19 protein-coding genes are annotated in these 19,289 nt (G+C 56.4%); 12 read left to right on the top strand and 7 right to left on the bottom strand.

What is annotated here, in order from left to right; all coding sequences use genetic code 11:
- The first annotated feature begins 10 nt into the window (after positions 1-10).
- The 6 genes from AM379_RS07700 to fabY all read left to right on the top strand — a co-directional run bounded on the left by AM379_RS07700 (position 11) and on the right by fabY (position 4,759).
- Positions 11-907: a sugar kinase gene (locus AM379_RS07700; RefSeq protein ID WP_032679262.1), complete on the top strand. Its 897-nt coding sequence runs from the start codon at positions 11-13 to the stop codon at positions 905-907.
- Between the two features lie 34 nt (positions 908-941).
- Complete coding sequence (locus AM379_RS07695) at positions 942-1,742, top strand: DeoR/GlpR family DNA-binding transcription regulator (RefSeq protein ID WP_032679260.1); 801 nt, start codon at positions 942-944, stop codon at positions 1,740-1,742.
- Positions 1,743-1,864: 122 nt separating this feature from the next.
- Entirely contained in the window at positions 1,865-2,464 is a 600-nt protein-coding gene (yihX, locus tag AM379_RS07690; protein ID WP_014172238.1) for a glucose-1-phosphatase, read from the top strand.
- Positions 2,458-3,339, top strand: a complete 882-nt coding sequence (locus tag AM379_RS07685; protein ID WP_014172237.1) for a virulence factor BrkB family protein — start codon at positions 2,458-2,460, stop codon at positions 3,337-3,339. Before yihX ends, AM379_RS07685 begins: the two co-directional genes overlap by 7 nt.
- Entirely contained in the window at positions 3,336-3,773 is a 438-nt protein-coding gene (gene dtd / locus AM379_RS07680) for a D-aminoacyl-tRNA deacylase (protein WP_032679259.1), read from the top strand. Before AM379_RS07685 ends, dtd begins: the two co-directional genes overlap by 4 nt.
- A gap of 44 nt (positions 3,774-3,817) precedes the next feature.
- Positions 3,818-4,759: a fatty acid biosynthesis protein FabY gene (gene fabY, locus AM379_RS07675; RefSeq protein WP_020883976.1), complete on the top strand. Its 942-nt coding sequence runs from the start codon at positions 3,818-3,820 to the stop codon at positions 4,757-4,759.
- Positions 4,760-4,787: 28 nt separating this feature from the next.
- Here the strand turns inward: fabY and AM379_RS07670 are convergent, their stop codons facing one another.
- From AM379_RS07670 to fdnG, 5 genes are all read right to left on the bottom strand, one after another.
- The gene (locus AM379_RS07670; protein WP_032679257.1) at positions 4,788-5,702 is read right to left on the bottom strand and encodes an alpha/beta hydrolase; all 915 of its coding nucleotides are present in this window, start codon (positions 5,700-5,702) and stop codon (positions 4,788-4,790) included.
- A 265-nt stretch (positions 5,703-5,967) separates the two neighbouring features.
- On the bottom strand, positions 5,968-6,897 hold the full coding sequence (gene fdhE, locus AM379_RS07665) for a formate dehydrogenase accessory protein FdhE (protein ID WP_014172233.1): 930 nt from the start codon (positions 6,895-6,897) through the stop codon (positions 5,968-5,970).
- Entirely contained in the window at positions 6,894-7,529 is a 636-nt protein-coding gene (gene fdoI, locus AM379_RS07660) for a formate dehydrogenase cytochrome b556 subunit (protein ID WP_014172232.1), read from the bottom strand. The genes fdhE and fdoI overlap by 4 nt, the downstream gene beginning before the upstream one ends.
- Positions 7,526-8,428 (bottom strand): formate dehydrogenase subunit beta, encoded by a 903-nt coding sequence (fdxH, locus tag AM379_RS07655; protein WP_014172231.1) that lies wholly within the window; start codon positions 8,426-8,428, stop codon positions 7,526-7,528. The genes fdoI and fdxH overlap by 4 nt, the downstream gene beginning before the upstream one ends.
- 12 nt (positions 8,429-8,440) lie before the next feature.
- Positions 8,441-11,491: a formate dehydrogenase-N subunit alpha gene (fdnG, locus tag AM379_RS07650; RefSeq protein WP_088202997.1), complete on the bottom strand. Its 3,051-nt coding sequence runs from the start codon at positions 11,489-11,491 to the stop codon at positions 8,441-8,443.
- Between the two features lie 383 nt (positions 11,492-11,874).
- On the opposite strand from fdnG, the gene fdhD reads away from it, so the two are divergent.
- Positions 11,875-12,711 (top strand): formate dehydrogenase accessory sulfurtransferase FdhD, encoded by an 837-nt coding sequence (gene fdhD, locus AM379_RS07640; RefSeq protein ID WP_020883973.1) that lies wholly within the window; start codon positions 11,875-11,877, stop codon positions 12,709-12,711.
- Positions 12,712-12,825: 114 nt separating this feature from the next.
- The gene (locus tag AM379_RS07635) at positions 12,826-13,038 is read left to right on the top strand and encodes a DUF1471 domain-containing protein (protein WP_047742326.1); all 213 of its coding nucleotides are present in this window, start codon (positions 12,826-12,828) and stop codon (positions 13,036-13,038) included.
- Positions 13,039-13,079: 41 nt separating this feature from the next.
- On the opposite strand, the gene AM379_RS07630 is transcribed toward AM379_RS07635, so the two are convergent.
- Together AM379_RS07630 and AM379_RS07625 are read right to left on the bottom strand one after the other, a co-directional pair.
- Complete coding sequence (locus AM379_RS07630) at positions 13,080-13,403, bottom strand: AzlD domain-containing protein (RefSeq protein WP_020883971.1); 324 nt, start codon at positions 13,401-13,403, stop codon at positions 13,080-13,082.
- Positions 13,403-14,062, bottom strand: a complete 660-nt coding sequence (locus tag AM379_RS07625) for an AzlC family ABC transporter permease (RefSeq protein ID WP_014172226.1) — start codon at positions 14,060-14,062, stop codon at positions 13,403-13,405. Before AM379_RS07625 ends, AM379_RS07630 begins: the two co-directional genes overlap by 1 nt.
- A gap of 104 nt (positions 14,063-14,166) precedes the next feature.
- On the opposite strand from AM379_RS07625, the gene AM379_RS07620 reads away from it, so the two are divergent.
- The 4 genes from AM379_RS07620 (at position 14,167) to AM379_RS07605 (ending at position 19,266) form a co-directional block, all read left to right on the top strand.
- Entirely contained in the window at positions 14,167-14,715 is a 549-nt protein-coding gene (locus AM379_RS07620; RefSeq protein ID WP_014172225.1) for a helix-turn-helix domain-containing protein, read from the top strand.
- Positions 14,716-14,732: 17 nt separating this feature from the next.
- Positions 14,733-15,728, top strand: coding sequence for a substrate-binding domain-containing protein (locus AM379_RS07615; RefSeq protein WP_032679253.1), 996 nt, complete (start codon positions 14,733-14,735; stop codon positions 15,726-15,728).
- Between the two features lie 104 nt (positions 15,729-15,832).
- Positions 15,833-17,956: an alpha-galactosidase gene (locus AM379_RS07610; protein WP_032679251.1), complete on the top strand. Its 2,124-nt coding sequence runs from the start codon at positions 15,833-15,835 to the stop codon at positions 17,954-17,956.
- 44 nt (positions 17,957-18,000) lie between these two features.
- Positions 18,001-19,266, top strand: a complete 1,266-nt coding sequence (locus AM379_RS07605) for an MFS transporter (RefSeq protein ID WP_032679249.1) — start codon at positions 18,001-18,003, stop codon at positions 19,264-19,266.
- Positions 19,267-19,289: the final 23 nt, after the last annotated feature.

The following is a 19,289-nucleotide window of genomic DNA, read 5'->3' as shown; positions in this document are numbered from 1 at the left end:
AGGAATCACCATGACTCGCATCGTTTGTGTCGGCATTACCGTGCTGGATCGCATCTGGTATCTCGATGATTTACCGAAAGAAGGTGGCAAATATGTCGCAAAAGACTATACGGAGGTGGGCGGTGGTCCCGCGGCGACTGCGGCGGTGGCGGCAGCGAAACTGGGGGCTGAGGTGGACTTTATTGGCCGGGTGGGTGATGACGATACCGGCAGAAGACTGCTCGCGGAGCTGGAGTCCCTGGGGGTAAACACGCGCTATACGCGGATGGTGAAAGGAGCCCGTTCATCGCAATCGGCCGTGCTGGTGGATGGCCACGGGGAGCGAGTTATTGCTAACTACCCCAGCCCCGATCTCCCGGCTACGGCGGCATGGCTGCAGGATATCGATTTTTCGCAATGGGATATCGTATTAGCCGACGTGCGCTGGCACGAAGGGGCTAAACAGGCGTTCACCCTTGCCCGCCAGCAGGGCGTCAGCACGCTGCTTGATGCCGATGTCACCCCGCAGGACATTGCTGAGCTGGTCGCCTTAAGCGATCACGCGGCCTTCTCCGCGCCGGGTTTGCGGCGTTTAAGCCAGCTGGACGATACGGAAAACGCACTGAGAAAAGCACAAACGCTCACAAATGGACATGTCTACGTCACGCAAGGGTGTGAAGGGTGTTACTGGCTGGAGCAGGGCGCGCTGCGTCATCAGCCGGGATTTGCGGTCGACGTGGTGGATACCACAGGTGCAGGGGATGTCTTTCACGGCGCGCTGGCGGTGAGTCTGGCGCAGCAGGGGGATGCAACAGACGCGGTACGTTTCGCGAGTGCGGTTGCGGCACTGAAATGTACCCGGACCGGAGGACGGGCGGGTATACCTGACTGTGATCAAACCCGCTCTTTTTTGTCACTTTTTGTATAAAATGCGGGGCGTGATGGTTTTCAGAGGACAGCCCATGAGCCTTACCGAACTGACCGGCAACCCGCGGCACGATCAACTGCTTACGTTGATTGCTGACCGCGGCTATATGAACATTGATGAACTGGCGCAACTGCTGGACGTCTCAACGCAAACCGTGCGCCGGGATATCCGCAAGCTGAGTGAGCAGGGGCTGATCACGCGTCATCATGGCGGCGCGGGCAGGGCATCCAGCGTGGTGAACACCGCATTTGAGCAACGTGAAGTCTCCTTGACCGAAGAGAAGCGGGCCATTGCCGAAGCGATTGCCGACTACATTCCCGATGGTTCAACCATCTTCATTACTATCGGGACGACGGTGGAGCACGTTGCCCGGGCGCTGCTCAACCATAATCATCTGCGCATCATCACCAACAGCCTGCGGGTGGCGCATATTCTGTATAAGAACCCGCGCTTTGAAGTGATGGTGCCTGGCGGTACGCTGCGTCCGCATAACGGAGGCATTATCGGGCCTGCAGCGACGGCGTTCGTGTCAGGCTTCCGTGCCGATTACCTGGTGACCAGCGTCGGAGCAATTGAACACGACGGCGCGATGATGGAGTTTGACGTTAATGAAGCCAGCGTGGTGAAAACCATGATGGCCCACGCGCGACATATTTTACTGGCGGCCGATCATACGAAATACCACGCCTCTGCTGCCGTTGAAATTGGTAACGTGTCGCAGGCAACCGCGCTCTTCACCGATGAGCTACCGGGATCTGCGCTGCACAATCATCTCAAATCCAGCAAGGTTGAAGTCGTTGAGGTGAATTCAGGCGACGAACAGCAGGCAGGCTAACCCTTCTTAATGGCCCGATATTCAGGCTCGGGCCTTTCCTTTCTGTAAGCTGAATCTGGCGCATAGCCAAACCTTATCTTTCCCGCTACAGTTACTTTTCCACGGCGAGCAGGAGATAAAAAATGCTTTATATCTTTGACTTAGGAAATGTAATCGTCGATATCGATTTTAATCGGGTGCTGGGCGCATGGAGCGACTTTAGCCGTGTCCCGCTGGCGACGTTAAAGCAGAGTTTCGCCATGGGCGAGACCTTCCATCAGCACGAGCGCGGCGAAATTAGCGATGAAGAATTTGCTGAACGTCTGTGTCATGAAATGGATGTGCCGTTAAGTTACGAGCAATTTTCCCATGGCTGGCAGGCAGTGTTCGTCGCGATCCGCCCGGACGTGATCGCCATTATGCATAAACTCCGCGAGCAGGGGCATCGGGTTGTGGTGCTGTCGAATACTAACCGTCTGCATACCACGTTCTGGCCTGACGAGTATCCTGAGGTGCAGGCGGCGGCCGATAAAATCTACCTCTCCCAGGAGATGGGGATGCGTAAACCCGAAGCGCGTATCTATCAGGCGGTTCTGCAGGCGGAAGGATTCACCGCGGCCGATGCGGTCTTTTTCGACGACAATGCCGATAATATAGAGGGAGCTAACCAGTTGGGTATTACGTCAATTCTGGTGACCGGAAAGGAGACGATACCAAACTATTTTGCGAAGCAGTTATGCTAAAAACCGTTCATCAAAAAGCCACGCATCATACTCGTCCGCTCAGGGCGTGGCTGAAACTGCTCTGGCATCGCATTGATGAGGACAACATGACCACGCTGGCGGGTAACCTCGCCTACGTGTCACTGCTCTCGCTTGTGCCGCTGGTGGCCGTCATTTTTGCGCTATTTTCCGCTTTTCCAATGTTTGCAGATGTCAGCCTGCAGCTTCGCCACTTTGTCTTTGCGAATTTTATTCCCGCCACCGGGGATGTCATACAGAACTACATTGAACAGTTTGTCGCTAACTCCAGCAAAATGACGGCGGTCGGGGCGTGCGGCCTGATCGTCACGGCGCTGTTATTGATGTACGCCATAGATAACGCGCTGAATGCCATCTGGCGGAGTAAAAAGGCGCGGCCCAAGGTTTATTCCTTTGCGGTGTACTGGATGATCTTAACGCTGGGGCCCTTGCTGGCCGGTGCGAGTCTGGCTATCAGTTCGTATCTGCTTTCGCTGCGCTGGGCCAGCGATCTCAACGGCGTTATCGATAACCTGTTGCGTATCTTCCCGCTGATTTTATCGTGGCTCTCTTTCTGGCTGCTGTACAGCGTGGTACCGACCACGCGCGTGCCTAACCGCGATGCGGTCGTGGGCGCGCTGGTCGCGGCATTGCTCTTTGAACTGGGCAAAAAAGGGTTTGCCCTTTACATCACCATGTTCCCGTCTTATCAGCTGATTTACGGCGTGCTGGCGGTGATCCCCATTTTATTTGTCTGGGTCTACTGGACCTGGTGTATCGTCTTGCTTGGTGCCGAAATAACTGTCACTCTCGGCGTATACCGCGAACTTAAAAAAGCAGCAGAAGCTGAAAAACAACAAGAAGCAGACCAACCATGATTGCATTGATACAGCGCGTAACCCGTGCCAGCGTCACCGTGGAGGGAGAGGTGACGGGTGAAATTGGCCCAGGACTTTTAGTGTTGTTAGGTGTCGAAAAGGATGATGACGAACAGAAAGCCAACCGCTTGTGCGAGCGCGTGCTGGGCTACCGCATTTTCAGCGATGCGGAAGGTAAGATGAACCTGAACGTTCAGCAGGCGGGTGGCAGCGTGCTGGTGGTCTCCCAGTTTACGCTGGCGGCCGATACCGAGCGCGGCATGCGCCCGGGTTTCTCTAAAGGTGCCGCACCGGATCGTGCAGAAGCCCTTTACGAGTACTTTGTGGCGCGTTGTCGTCACCAGGACATGAATACGCAAACCGGACGATTCGCTGCAGATATGCAGGTATCGCTGGTGAACGATGGCCCCGTCACATTCTGGCTCCAGGTATGAGCCAACTGGCGGCGTGGCCGCGGGTAACAAGAGAGAGTACAGCTATGTATCACCTTCGAGTACCGCAAACGGAAGAAGAGTTAGAAGCCTATTACCAGTTCCGTTGGGAAATGTTACGCAAGCCATTACATCAGCCAAAAGGGTCTGAGCGCGACGCCTGGGATGCGATGGCCCATCACCAGATGGTGATGGACGAAGAGGGTAACCTCGTCGCCGTCGGGCGTTTGTACATCAATGCCGATAACGAAGCTTCAATCCGCTTTATGGCGGTTCATCCTTCCGTGCAGGATAAAGGCCTCGGCACCTTGATGGCGATGACCCTCGAGTCCGTCGCCCGTCAGGAAGGGGTTAAGCGCGTCACCTGTAGCGCCCGCGAAGACGCCGTCGAATTCTTCGCCAAACTCGGTTTTGTTAACCAGGGGGAAATCACCGCCCCGCAAACCACGCCGATTCGTCACTTTTTGATGATCAAACCCATCGCTACGCTGGATGATATTCTCCATCGCGCCGACTGGTGTGGGCAGCTCCAGCAGGCCTGGTATCAGCACATTCCCCTGAGTGAAAAAATGGGCGTGCGTATTCAGCAGTACACCGGGCAAAAATTCATTACCACCATGCCGGAAATCGGCAATCAGAACCCCCATCACACCCTGTTTGCCGGCAGCCTGTTTTCACTCGCCACGCTGACCGGCTGGGGGCTTATCTGGCTGATGCTCCGCGAACGCCATCTTGGCGGCACCATTATTCTGGCCGATGCCCATATACGTTACAGCGCGCCGATCAGTGGTAAGCCGAGCGCCGTTGCCGATCTTGGCGCACTTGGTGGCGATCTCGACCGCCTGGCGCGCGGGCGTAAAGCGCGCGTACAGATGCGCGTTGAGCTGTTCGGCGATGAAACGCCGGGTGCCGTCTTTGAAGGTACCTACATCGTTCTTCCTGCGAAGCCGTTTGGCGCGTTTGAAGAGGGTGGAAACGAAGAAGAGTAGGCTCCGGCGTCCCGGCATGATTGCCGGGCTAATTCCCCGCGCCGATCCGTCTGGCAATATCCCTCAGAAGATCGCGCGCAGACGGGCTGACCCCGCCAAGCTGGAAAAATCCATGGATAACCCCCAGCCACCGCTGAGCCGTACACGTGACGCCTTGCTCAGTCAGGCGCTGATATAGCGCTTCACCTTCGTCGCAAAGCGGATCAAACTCGGCAGTAATGATGTGCACGGGAGGCAGGCCGCTAAAATCCTTTCGCCAGAGCGGGCTCGCTTCAGGATGCTGGCGTTCCGTGTGGGCCAGATAGAGCTCATATCCGCTCAGCAGCGTATCGCGGGTGATGACGTAATCCGCGCCGTTACGGGTATAACTTTCAAAAGAGGCCGTGGCATCCAGCATTGGGTAGATAAGAATGAGCTGCGCCGGCTGCCAGAGTCCGGAAGACGTGAGCCGCAGGGCAGTCACCAATGCCAGATGGCCTCCTGCGCTGTCCCCGCACAGGGTGATACGGTTTTTATCCACGCCAAACATATCCGCGTATTGCCAGACCAGATGTGCGCCTCTTTCTGCATCATCATGGGCGGCAGGGTAGGTATGTTCAGGAGCAAGTCTGTACTGGATCGCAATGACGCGGCAGTTGCCATAAAACGCTAACTGGCGCAGTTGATTATCGTGAGTATCGAAGCCGCCGCTTATGAAGCATCCCCCGTGGTAGTAGATAACGGTCGGCAGCTTTTCAGCAGCATCTGGCGGAGAGAAGACGCGATATGTGATGCCTTCGAGGTTCAGCGTTTCTACGTCAACGCGCGTTTCTGTCTCACCGGCAAGCGCCGTGCTGGCAATATAGCCTGCTCTCCGGTCATCAATACTTTGGCTACGCGCAGAAGGACGTCCTGCTGCGATGAACGCCTGAACCAGCGTATCAATCCCTTTTTCGAGTGCCATGTGGGTCCCTTTAATCTGTATAAATATACAGTGTTATAACTCAGTTTGTTGTCGAGTGAAACAGGGAAAACGAGGCTGAAAACGATTCTGGAAAGCGGCTCGCAAAAGTAAACATGGATATTAAATTTGGCTTTAGTCCTGAATAACGCACGTGTAGTTTGCCTGAACAGTGATGCTGGAAGATATGCGAGAGGAAGGCGAGGATGTTGCAGTCAACCAGATACAGGCCGGGCAAACCAACGTTGCCCGGCACTGTGAGTGGGGATTACTCCCCTTCACCCGGGAACAGGAACGGGTTAATAGAGCTGCGGGCAAAGCCCTCTTGCTCCATTTTGGCGTCCAGAATCAGCGAGGCGAGATCGTCGGCGACGGCTTCGACTTTCGGGTCTTTTTCCTGATAAAGGATCTTCAGGTAGGTACCGCAGTCACCGCAGCTTTCAGCTTTGACCGCCGCGTCTTCATTTTCCAGCGACCAGTAGTTGAGATCGCGCGTCTGTTCGCAGTTGCTGCATTTAATGCGCACCACGTGCCACTCGGTTTCACACAGGTTGCAGTGCAGATAACGCAGCCCCTGAGTGGTACCGATCTGCACCATGCTGGACACCGGCATTGAGCCGCATACCGGGCAGAATTGACGCGCTTCGCCGTATTCGGCGCGGGCTTTACCCGGGATCAGGCTGGCCATTTGCGCCCAGTAAAGCGACAACGCCGCCCAGATGAACGGCGCTTTGTCGCTGCTGACCAGGGAGAAATCGGACGCAAACAGCGCGCTCGCCATCTCTTCCAGCTCCTGATCGGAGGCTTTTTCCAGATTCTCAATGACCGCCAGCGCGGTACCGCTCATCTCGGGTTTCAGCTCGGCAATCAGGGAGTGCAGCAGCGTATGCCAGTGCTTATCGCGCGGCAGAACGTGAATATCCAGCGGAGGCTTACCCTGCTCGCTGGCCTCTTTGATGCGCGCGGTCAGGTCAATTTGCAGCGGGTGGTCGTAGAGCACCACTTCCTGCGCATGGGCAACCAGCGCGGCAAAACGCAGAAAATCACCCAGTGGGTTGTTCTCTGCCAGCTCGCGCAGACGCTCTGCGCGGCGGTTATAGAGGTTCTTGAGTCTGGGGAATAACAACGGCGGAATATAATCCGCCGTGCGTTTCTCGCTCGAACCCAGCTCATCTTGCGGGATTATGCGAATACTCATTCAGATGACTTTTCCTGTTTCTGGCGGACCTCTCGGTACCAGCGCGGGTGATGTTTCTTCGCCCACGTACTGGTTACCCAGCCTTCCACCATCGCGGTAATGGTGCCTTTCACCCAAAGGGCGGCGTAAATATGCACCATGATAACCACAATTAACGCCACTGCGGCAAATGAATGCAGCATCAGCGCGAATCGGATCACCGGGATTGAGAAAGCAGGCGCAAAATACGGACGCCAGATGATCACGCCGCTCACCAGCAACAGGACCAGGAAGATAATCGCCGCCCAGAATACGCACTTCTGGCCGAAGTTATAACGCCCGGTATCACCCACTTCCTCGTTGACGACGATCTTACGAATATTCTTCGCCCAAAAGATATCATCCCGATTGATTAGGTTATGGTGCCAGTATCGGAAAAACATGATGATGAACGACGCGAACATGATGACGCCAACAAACGGGTGCAGTATACGCGCCAGCTGTGGTGTCCCCATGATCTGCATCAGCCAGTTGAAGGAGGGGAAGAAGAACCCCAGCCCGCTTATCGCCGCCAGCATGAAGCAGAAGGCGGTGACCCAGTGGTTGATGCGTTCCGGCGCGGTATAGCGCACGATGGTGTCACGTTTTTTCATTTGCGCACCTCGTCTTTCTCTTCATGCAGGTTGTCGTCTTCCTCTTCCGCGCGGTTCGGACCGACACCGACATAGTGGAAAATGCTCGCTGCGAAGGTGGCAGCAAAACCCACCGCTGCCAGCGGTTTCCAGATGCCTTTCCAGAACTTCACGGTCGCGCTGATTTCCGGGTTCTCCGGCAGGCCGTGATACAGATTCGGCTTGTCTGCGTGGTGCAGCACATACATCACGTGCGTGCCGCCCACGCCGGCCGGATCGTACAGGCCTGCGTTGTCGTAGCCACGGGTTTTCAGTTCGCCCACGCGTTCAGCCGCCAGCGTTTTCATATCCTCTTTGGAACCAAAGTGGATAGCGCCCGTCGGACAGGTTTTCACGCACGCAGGCTCCTGGCCGACGTTTACGCGGTCTACGCACAGCGTGCATTTGTAGACGCGGTTGTCTTCCGGGTTCATGCGAGGGACATCGAACGGGCAGCCCGCTATGCAGTAGCCGCAGCCAATGCACTGCTCGGACTGGAAGTCGACGATACCGTTAGCATACTGAATGATAGCCCCTTCTGACGGACATGCCTTCAGGCAGCCCGGATCCGCACAGTGCATACAGCCATCTTTGCGGATAAGCCATTCCAGTTTGTCGTTCTGTTCCACTTCCGAGAAACGCATCACCGTCCAGGACTTGGCGGTCAGGTCAGCCGGGTTGTCGTACACCCCGACGTTGTGACCCACTTCATCACGGAGGTCGTTCCACTCAGAACAGGCCACCTGGCAGGCTTTACAGCCGATACAGGTGGTCACGTCGATAAGCTTCGCCACTTCCTGCTGGTGGTCCCGCGCCTGAGGCGCGGGCGTGAAACCGTTAGTCGCGGAACGACGGATAATGTCTTGAGATTGATAAGCCATAAGTCGTCTCCGTTACACCTTTTCCACGTTCACGAGGAAGGCCTTAAACTCCGGCGTCTGCGTGTTCGCATCACCGACGAACGGCGTCAGGGTGTTCGCAATGAACCCTTTCTTCGCCACGCCCTCATAACCCCAGTGAATCGGAATACCGATGGTATCCACCTGCTGACCGTGAACGTTCAGCGTGCGAATACGCTTGGTCACCACCGCCTTGGCCTTGATGTAGCCACGGTTAGAAGAGACCTTCACGGTATCGCCATGGGCAATGCCGAGCTTGTTCGCCAGCTTCTCGCCGATCTCCACAAACTGTTCCGGCTGCGCGATAGCGTTAAGCAGCGCGTGCTTGGTCCAGTAGTGGAAGTGTTCGGTCAGACGGTAAGTGGTGCCCACATACGGGAACTTGTCTTTTTTACCCAGCGCGTCGAAATCGCCCTTAAAGATGCGGGCTGCCGGGTTAGAGACCACGTTCGGGTGCAGCGGGTTGGTGCCCAGCGGCGTCTCAAACGGCTCGTAGTGTTCCGGGAATGGCCCTTCCGCCATCTTATCGATAGCAAACAGGCGTCCCATCCCTTCAGGCTGCATGATAAACGGCCCGACATCGCTGCCTGGAGGGGCAGTACTGTAGTCCGGAATATCCACACCGCCCCATTTCGCGCCGTCCCATTTCAGCAACTGACGCTTCGGATCCCACGGATTACCCTGCGGGTCAGCGGAAGCACGGTTGTAGAGAATGCGGCGGTTCAGCGGCCATGCCCAGGCCCAGCCCAGCGTATTGCCGAGTCCTGACGGGTCAGCATTATCGCGGTTGGCCATCTGGTTACCTTTCGGCGTCCAGCTACCGGCAAAGATCCAGCAGCCACTGGCGGTCGTGCCGTCATCACGCAGGTGCGCGAAGGTACTGAGCTGATCGCCTTTCTTCGCCAGCACCGTTCCGGTGGCCGGGTCGATAACATCTGCCAGCGCTTTACCGTTGCTCTCCATCGCCACTTCTTCCGGCGCTGGGTTTTCCGGCGTCGAGTAGTTCCAGGTCATGTTCAGCACCGGTTCCGGGTTCGCACCGCCTTCTGCCGCATACATCTTACGCAGGCGTAAGAAGATACCGGCCAGGATCTCGCCGTCGTTCATGGCGATGCCCGGGGCGTCCGCACCTTTCCAGTGCCACTGCAGCCAGCGGCCAGAGTTCACGATGGAACCGTTCTCTTCCGCGAAGCAGGTAGAAGGCAGACGGAACACTTCAGTCTGAATCTTCGATGGGTCAACGTCATTCGACTCACCGTGGTTCTGCCAGAAGGTCGACGTCTCGGTGTTGAGTGGGTCAATCGTCACCAGGAACTTCAGTTTCGACAGCGATTCAACCACCTTGTTCTTGTTCGGGAATGAGGCGACCGGGTTAAAGCCCTGGCACAGATAGCCATTCACCTTGCCCTGATGCATCATCTCGAAGTACTGCAGAACGTCGTAACCTTTGTCCCACTTCGGCAGCCAGTCAAAGCCCCAGCTGTTTTCCGCTGTCGCTTTGTCACCGAAGAAGGCTTTCATCATCGAGACGAAGAACTTCGGATAGTTGCCCCAGTAGTTCACCTGACCTTCGAGCAGCGGTTTAGGCGTACTGGCTGTGAGGTAGGTTTGCAGGTCGGTCTGTTTTTCGCTTGGCAGGTTCATGTAACCTGGCAGGCTTTGAGACAGCAGACCAAGGTCGGTCAGACCCTGAATGTTGGAGTGACCACGCAGGGCGTTCACGCCGCCGCCTGCCATCCCCATGTTGCCGAGCAGCAGCTGAACCATCGCCATGGTACGGATGTTCTGCGCGCCGACAGAGTGTTGGGTCCACCCGAGTGCGTAGAGGAACGACGCCGTTTTGTCTTTCGCGCTGGTTTCGGCGATAAGCTCGCACACCTTCAGGAAGTCTTCCTTCGGCGTACCACAGATGTTTTCGACAACGTCCGGCGTGTAGCGGGAAACGTGCTCTTTCAGCAGGTTCCACACGCAGCGCGGATGCTGCAGCGTCGTATCACGCTTCGCAAAGCCTTTCTCGTCCAGCTCATAGTTCCAGCTGGTCTTGTCGTATTTGCGTTTTTCGGCGTCATAACCGCTGAACAGTCCATCTTCGAAGTGGTAATCCTCACGCACGATCAGGCTGGCGTTGGTATAGGCTTCGGTGTATTCGCGGTTATATTTTTCGTTGGTCATCAGGTACAGCAATACGCCTGACAGGAAAGTGATGTCAGTACCTGAACGAATAGGGGTGTAGAAATCCGCCACTGACGCAGTACGCGTAAAGCGGGGATCGATCACAATCAGTTTCGCACCGTTGTGGATTTTGGCTTCCATCGCCCAGCGGAACCCGACAGGGTGCGCTTCAGCGGCGTTACCGCCCATCACCACAATAAGGTTGGCGTTCTTGATGTCGACCCAGTGGTTGGTCATCGCACCGCGACCAAATGTTGGAGCAAGACTTGCTACCGTTGGTCCGTGTCAGACACGCGCCTGGTTGTCGACCGCGAGCATACCGAGTGCACGCGTAAATTTCTGGGTTAAATAGCCGGTTTCGTTACTGGAAGCAGACGCACACAGCATCCCGGTGGAGAGCCAGCGGTTGACGGTGACGCCTTCAGCGTTCTTCGCAATAAAGTTGGCATCGCGGTCTTCTTTAATCAGTTTAGCGATGCGGTCAAATGCGTCTTCCCAGCTGATTTGCTGCCATTTATCGGAACCTGGCGCACGATATTCAGGGAATTTCAGGCGGCTTTCGGAGTGGATAAAGTCAACCAGGCCGGCACCTTTCGGGCACAGCGCACCGCGGTTGACCGGATGGTCCGGGTCACCTTCGATATGGAAGATAGACGCTTTGGCGTTTTTAGCACCGTCGCCGAGGCTATACATCAACAGCCCGCAACCGACAGAGCAGTACGTACAGGTATTACGGGTTTCACGGGTGCGCAGCAGTTTATATTGCCGCGTCTCCGCCAGCGCTACACCGGGTGCAAAACCCAGTGCCGCCGCCGTGGTGCCTGCCATACCGCCAGCGCAGATCTTAAAGAACTGCCTTCTGCTGACCTGCATGGGTCACTCCTTGTTTCGACATTGCTTACATATGTAGTTTTGACTTCGCGGTTGAACGGTGACCGCAAAGGAGAAAAATTTGCGTTAATCCCTCAGTTCTACGAGGGATATCATCAGAATACCACAATGTCGGTACGCCTGTTCCAATGGCGTTAATACAAAGTGAACGTATTATCACTGTGTTGATTATAAAGTGTGACACGAGTCACATTATTGCCCCGGCATGTTAAAGGGCTGTATCACCGCCTCGGTTGCGCCTCTCCCAAATGAGTAGGTAAACTTGATGAGAATGGGTGCTGAAAAGTTGATCCATACTATGCGTATGGCCTGTGGTTTGTGATGCAATAGCAGGCTCACCTCCGTGGTTGTTCAGGAATACCGCTGTGTCTAAACAAAACCGTGTTACCCACTCGTCGCCACTGCCTGCCGGTATCGTGGAACTGTCGGTACACAGACCGCCCCACATTACCCACACCACGCCTGATTTTCTGGCGGAGGAAGTGCCCGTTGCTCTGGTTTACAACGGTATTTCCCATGTGGTGATGATGGCCTCGCCGAAAGATCTGGAGCTGTTCGCGATTGGTTTTTCCCTCTCGGAAGGCATCATTGAGCACCCGCAAGAAATTTACGGTATGGATGTGGTGAAGGCCTGCAACGGCCTTGAAGTGCAAATCGAACTCTCAAGCCGCCGCTTTATGGGGCTCAAAGAGCGGCGACGCGCGCTGGCCGGGCGTACCGGATGCGGGGTTTGCGGGGTAGAGCAGCTCAATGATATCGGTAAGCCTGTCGCACCTCTGCCGTTTACCCAGACCTTCAATCTGGCCCATCTCGACCATGCCCTTGAACATCTGAATGACGTGCAACCTGTCGGCCAGCTGAGCGGATGCACGCATGCGGCGGCATGGGTTCTGCCATCGGGCGATATTGCCGGCGGACATGAGGATGTCGGCCGCCATGTGGCGCTGGATAAACTGATGGGCCGCCGGGCGCGCGAAAGCGACCTCTGGCAGCAGGGGGCGGCACTGGTCTCCAGCCGCGCCAGCTACGAGATGGTGCAAAAGTCGGCGATGTGCGGCGTTGAAATCCTTTTTGCCGTATCGGCCGCGACCACGCTGGCGGTAGAAGTGGCGGAGCGCTGTAACCTGACGCTGGTGGGGTTCTGTAAGCCGGGAAGGGCGACGATTTATACCCATCCGCAGCGATTAATAGTTAATCAGTAAATTTGAAAAAGAATAGCAAATCCTTCCGCTTTTAGTTGTTCATGATGAGGTCTACTATTTACCTCATCAAGGCACGGTGCCTTAAAAAAACAACTAATTGAAAGGGTTTATATCATGAAAAGCATCAAAATTTTTGTCGCAGTAATCGCTCTGGCTACGTCTTTCGGTTCTTTCGCTGCACAAACTGTGACCGCAACCGCCACTACCATTGATGGCGCAGAAGCCAAAATTGCTGCACAGGCTCAGGAAGCGGGCGCGTCATCTTACAAAATTACGCAGGCGTTTACCGGTAACCGCGTACACATGACCGCTGAACTGAACAAATAAGCTGCCACACCGTCGAAAGAGCGCCCCCGGGGCGCTTTTTTTTATTGGATACCCGCCAGACGCAGCAATGCAGTCACGACCGCTGCCGCCACGATCACCACAATTAACGGCATTTTTCGCCATGCCAGAAACACTGCAAACGCCACGCCCAGTACGCGCGCCATACCGGCAAAATGCTCACCTTCATAGAAGGTGGTCGCCAGCGCGACGGAAAACAGCAAAACCGTTGCCGCATCTGAAAGCAGAGCCTGAGAGCGGTCTGACAGCGCCAGTCGGTTGCCGAGTTTTGCCCCGCCGAGACGCATTAAATAGGTTCCCACAGAAAGAAGGGCGATACCGAGAATAAAGACCGTCATATTCCCCATTATTTTTTCCTCGCAGCAAGACCCAGTAAAGAGAGCAGAACCGGTAAACCCACCGGGGCAAACGGCACGGCGGCCAGTGACAATGCAGCACCGCTGCAGGCGCGGATCAGGGTGGTGCGATTTTTAAAAGCCGGCACCACTAACGCCAGTAAAATCGCCGGGAATACCGCATCCAGCCCGATGGTTTCAAGGTCCGGCAACAGTTTGCCAACCATGGTGCCCAGCAATGTACCCAGCGGCCAGACGATCGCCACGCCTAATCCGCATAACCAGTATGCCGCCTTACGCTGTTCGGGCGTTTTTTGCGACAACCCGAATACCACGCTTTCGTCGTTCATGATGTGGCAACCCAGAAAACTCAGGCCACGTTTACCCACCAGTTCACGCACCGTCACCCCAAACGGTACATGGCGTGCATTAACCAGTAATCCGGCAGCAGCCGCCGCCAGAGGGTTACCGCCGCTTGCCACAATGCCGATAAACATAAATTCAGAGGCACCCGCCAGCACGGTAATGGAGAGTAAAAACGGGACCCAGACCGGGAAACCGTAGGCCATTGCCAGCGAGCCATAGGACATCCCGACGACGCCTACCGCGAGACACACCAGGATGATTGCTTTTATCGTGTCGCCTTTCAGGGTTGAGAGATGATGCTTCATACAATTTTAGCCATATCGAACGTATTTCCATTATAATGAACGCATCAGAACCGTTTTTCAAGACGAACGATTCGTTCGATTTATAGAACAAAGGGGCCGTTTTTATGACGCAGCCAATCAGCGTGATCGCTAAAAGTCTGGTGCGAGAACGCCTGCGAACCGGACTTTCACTGGCGGAAATCGCGCGCCGTGCCGGGATCGCTAAATCCACGCTGTCGCAGCTGGAGTCCGGCAACGGGAATCCCAGCCTGGAGACGCTCTGGTCACTCTGTGTGGCGCTGGACATTCCTTTTGCCCGTTTGCTCGAACCGCAGCAGCCGACCACTCAGGTGATCCGCCGTGGAGAAGGAACGAAGGTGGTTGCCGGACAGGCCAACTATGAAGCCATTTTGCTGGCGGCGTGCCCGCCGGGCGCGCGTCGTGACATCTACCTGTTACTCACCCAGCCGGGTGCCGACCGCATTTCTCAGCCACATCCGGCAGGCTCAGTGGAGCATATTATTGTGACGCAGGGTAGAGCGCTGGTTGGTCTGATCGACGCGGCGGAAGAGCTTGGCCCGGGGGATTACATTTGCTATCCCGCTGACCAGCCGCATATCTTTAAGGCCCTGGAGCCGGATACGCACGCGCTTCTGGTGGCTGAACAAAATTAACGCAGATACGGAAAATCATGTCGCTTAAAGCCATTGCCAAAGAACTGGGGCTGTCTGTTACCACCGTCAGCCGCGCCCTTAACGGGTATGACGATGTCTCCCGCGAGACGCGCGCCCGCGTCGAAGCGGAGGCTCAGCGCCGTGGCTACCGGCCAAACACCTTTGCGCGTCGCCTGAAGATGGGCAAAATCGACGCCGTGGGTCTGGTTTTTCCGGTGCATCCTGTTCCGCTCAATAACAGCGTCTTTATGGACATGGTCGGCGAAATTAGCCACGAACTGGCGCGACATGAAATCGATCTCCTGCTGATTGCCGATGACGATCTGGCGGACAAGCACAGCTATATGCGTATGGTGCAAAGTCGTCGCGTGGATGCGCTGATTGTGGCGCACACGCTGGATCATGACCCGCGGCTGGAACAGCTTCAGGCCGCCGGTTTTCCCTTTCTCGCGCTCGGGCGCAGCCAGCTGCCGCAGCCCTATGCGTGGTTTGATTTCGACAACTATGCCGGCACGTATAATGCCACCCGCTGGCTGATTGAAAAGGGACATCGCCGTATCGCCTTGTTGGGCGAAAGCAACAATCAGGCCTTCATCACCCAGCGCCGCCAGGGTTTTCTGGATGCGCTACGCGAAGCCGGGTTATCCAGCGAATGGCTGCGCGCCATGCCGCCTTCGCGCCGCGTGGGTTACGCCACGACGAATGAACTTCTCTCCTTGCCGCAGCCCCCCACGGCCATCATTACCGACTGCAACACTCACGGCGACGGCGCGGCCATGGCGCTGGCGCAGCGGGGTCTTCTCTGCGGTGAAAACGCCGTTTCGCTGGTGGTTTACGACGGCTTACCGCAGGACAGCATTGTCGATGTTGATGTGGCGGCGGTTATTCAGTCCACCCGCCAGGGTGTCGGGAAACAGATCGCTGACATGGTGCGTCAGTTGATTAACGGCGACGATATCGCTCAGCTTCAGGTGCTCTGGCAGCCAGAGTTCTTCCCGGGCCAGACGGCCTAAACACAGCAAAATTCCAAAGCCGATCACAGATCCGAAACGTTTTGGTTTGTATCCGAAACGTTTCGGATCAACACTCAGATCATCCCGATGACAGGAGAGGTCTGATGCACGATTCCATTTTTCGACTCGAAAGTAAGGCGGTTGACCTGGTGATAACCACGCACCCGTTCGCCGAAATTCTCTACTGGGGGCCGCACCTTCACCACTTTTCACCGCAAGATGTGGTAAGTCTGTCTCGTCCTGTGGCGAACGGCAGGCTCGACGTTGACGCCCCGGTGACGCTGATGGCGGAGCTGGGACACGGTCTGTTTGGTTCGCCCGGTATTGAAGGGCACCGCCAGGGGCTGGACGGGTCGCCTGTCTTTAAAACCACCCATGTGCAGCACCAGGGACAAACCCTGACCTTAACGGCGGAAGATGAACATGCCGGGTTGCGTCTGACCAGCGAGCTGGCACTGGATGCAAGCGGGGTACTGGTGGTGCGTCACGGTTTAACTAACCTACGGGCGCAGGCGTGGCAGGTTGATCGTTTTGCCGTGACGCTACCGGTCGCTGAACGCGCGCAGGACGTGATGGCGTTCCACGGACGCTGGATCCGTGAGTTCCAGCCGCATCGCGTGAAGCTTGAACACGACAGCGTTGTGATTGAAAACCGCCGCGGCAGGACCTCTCACGAACACTTCCCGGCGCTGATCGCCGGTACGTCCTCATTTAACGAAATGCACGGCGACGTCTGGGGCGTGCATCTGGGCTGGAGCGGCAACCACCGCCTGCGTGCGGAAGTCAAAACCGACGGACGCCGCTATCTGCAGGCCGAAGCCCTCTACCTGCCGGGAGAAATGGCGATTGAAGAGGGGGAAACGCTCTGGACACCACGCCTGTATGCGAGCTACTCCGCACGGGGTCTGAACGGCATGAGCCAGTCGTTCCACCGGTATCTGCGCGACAACGTTATCCGCTTCCCTGAAAACAAACCGCGCCCGGTACATCTCAATACCTGGGAGGGGATCTACTTCAGCCATGACCCGGCGTACATCATGCGCATGGCCGATGAGGCTGCGGCGCTGGGCGTGGAGCGTTTTATCATCGACGACGGCTGGTTCAAAGGCCGTAACGATGACCACGCGGCGCTGGGTGACTGGTACCTGGACGAGAAAAAATACCCGGACGGGCTGACGCCGGTGATTAACCATGTGAAAAAGCGCGGCATGGAATTTGGTATCTGGATTGAGCCGGAGATGATTAACCCGGACTCAGATCTGTATCGTGCCCATCCCGACTGGGTGCTGGCGCTGCCGGGCTACACCCAGGCAACGGGCCGTCATCAACTGGTGCTCAACCTGAATATTCCGCAGGCTTTTGATTATCTGGTCGAGCGCATGAGCTGGCTGCTGGGCGAACATGACATCGACTACGTTAAGTGGGATATGAACCGCGAACTGGTACAGCCCGGGCACCACGGCAAAGCCGCTGCGGATGCGCAGACGCGGCAGTTTTATCGTCTGTTAGACGTGCTGGGCGAGCGTTTCCCGCACATTGAATTTGAGTCCTGCTCCTCGGGCGGCGGGCGAATCGATTATGAAGTCCTGACCCGCAGCCACCGCTTCTGGGCCTCTGACAACAACGACGCGCTGGAGCGCAATACCATCCAGCGTGGCATGAGTTACTTCTTCCCGCCGGAAGTGATGGGCGCGCATATCGGTCATCATAAATGTCACGCCACATTCCGCCAGCACAGCATTGCTTTCCGCGGCCTGACGGCACTGTTTGGCCACATGGGACTGGAGCTTGACCCGCTCACCGTCGATGCTCAGGAGCGTGAAGGCTATCGCCATTACGCCGCGCTGCACAAGCAGTGGCGGGAAGTCATCCATCACGGTACCCAGTGGCGCGTGGATATGCCGGATGCCAGCACGCTGGCGCAGGGTATAGTGAGCGAAGACAAAACGCAGGGGTTGTTTATGGTCAGCCAACTGGCCATGCCGGATTACACGCTCATGATGCCGCTGCGCATGCCGGGGCTCGACGCGCAGGCGCAGTACCGCATCACGCTGCTCGACCACCCCAACATTCGACTCACCGGTGAGGGCGGGCACACCATGCGCAAGCTACCGGCGTGGATGGAAACGTCCCAGACGGCCAGCGGTGAGTGGCTGATGCAGGCGGGGATCGCACTGCCGATTCTGGACCCGGAAACCGCCATTCTGATTGGCGTTGAACGCGTGTAAGGGTGATGGGCCGGGAGACTGGCCCTCCGTTGAGGATAAAAATAATGAACACAACAACCTGTACCCACAAAGACAACCCTAACTTCTGGATCTTCGGGCTGTTCTTCTTTCTCTACTTCTTCATTATGGCCACCTGCTTTCCGTTTCTGCCGATCTGGCTGTCGGATGTCATCGGCCTGAACAAAACCCATACCGGGATCGTATTCTCCTGTATCTCGCTTTCGGCCATCGCCTTCCAGCCCGTACTTGGGGTCATTTCGGATAAGCTGGGGCTGAAAAAACACCTGCTGTGGATTATCACGGTGCTGCTGTTTCTGTTCGCGCCGTTCTTCCTGTATGTCTTTGCGCCACTGCTGAAAAGCAGTATCTGGCTGGGGGCATTGAGCGGCGGTCTGTATATCGGTTTTGTCTTCTCCGCAGGTTCAGGCGCGATTGAGGCCTACATCGAACGCGTGAGCCGTAACAGCGTGTTTGAATACGGCAAGGCGCGCATGTTCGGCTGTCTCGGCTGGGGGCTGTGCGCTTCAACGGGCGGTATTCTGTTTGGCATCGACCCGTCGTATGTCTTCTGGATGGGATCAGCGGCTGCGCTGCTGCTGATGCTGTTGCTGGTGGTTGCGAAACCGAAGCCAAACCAGACTGCGCAGGTGATGAATGCGCTGGGGGCCAACCAGCCGCAGATCACCGCCAGGACGGTCTTTAACCTGTTCCGTCAGCGTAGAATGTGGATGTTCATTCTGTACGTCATCGGTGTGGCCTGCGTGTATGACGTTTTTGACCAGCAGTTTGCCACCTTCTTTAAAACCTTCTTCGCAACGCCGCAGGAGGGAACGCGAGCCTTTGGTTTTGCCACCACGGCAGGGGAAATTTGCAACGCGATCATCATGTTCTGCTCGCCGTGGATCATCAACCGTATCGGCGCGAAGAATACGCTGCTGATTGCCGGGCTGATTATGGCGACGCGCATTATCGGCTCGTCGTTCGCCACCACCGCGGTGGAGGTCATTGCCCTGAAGATGCTGCACGCGCTGGAGGTTCCGTTCCTGCTGGTGGGGGCGTTCAAATACATCACCGGCGTGTTCGATACCCGTCTGTCGGCCACTATCTATCTGATTGGCTTCCAGTTTTCCAAACAGTCGGCGGCGATTTTCCTCTCTGCTTTAGCCGGGAATATGTATGACCGGATCGGTTTCCAGGAGACCTACCTGATGCTGGGCTGTTTTGTACTGGCGATTACGGTGGTCTCGGCCTTTACGCTGAGCAGTAAGCAGGAGATTGCGGCGCGCCGCGCTGCGGTGGAGGCAAACTAACGCAGGACGCTGCCGCGGATGCG

The sequence above is a fragment of the Enterobacter cloacae complex sp. FDA-CDC-AR_0132 genome, assembly GCF_003010695.1.
Lineage (GTDB): Bacteria > Pseudomonadota > Gammaproteobacteria > Enterobacterales > Enterobacteriaceae > Enterobacter > Enterobacter ludwigii.
The sequence above is the reverse complement of the archived record's forward strand: the minus strand, read 5'-3'. Positions and strand labels throughout refer to the sequence as shown.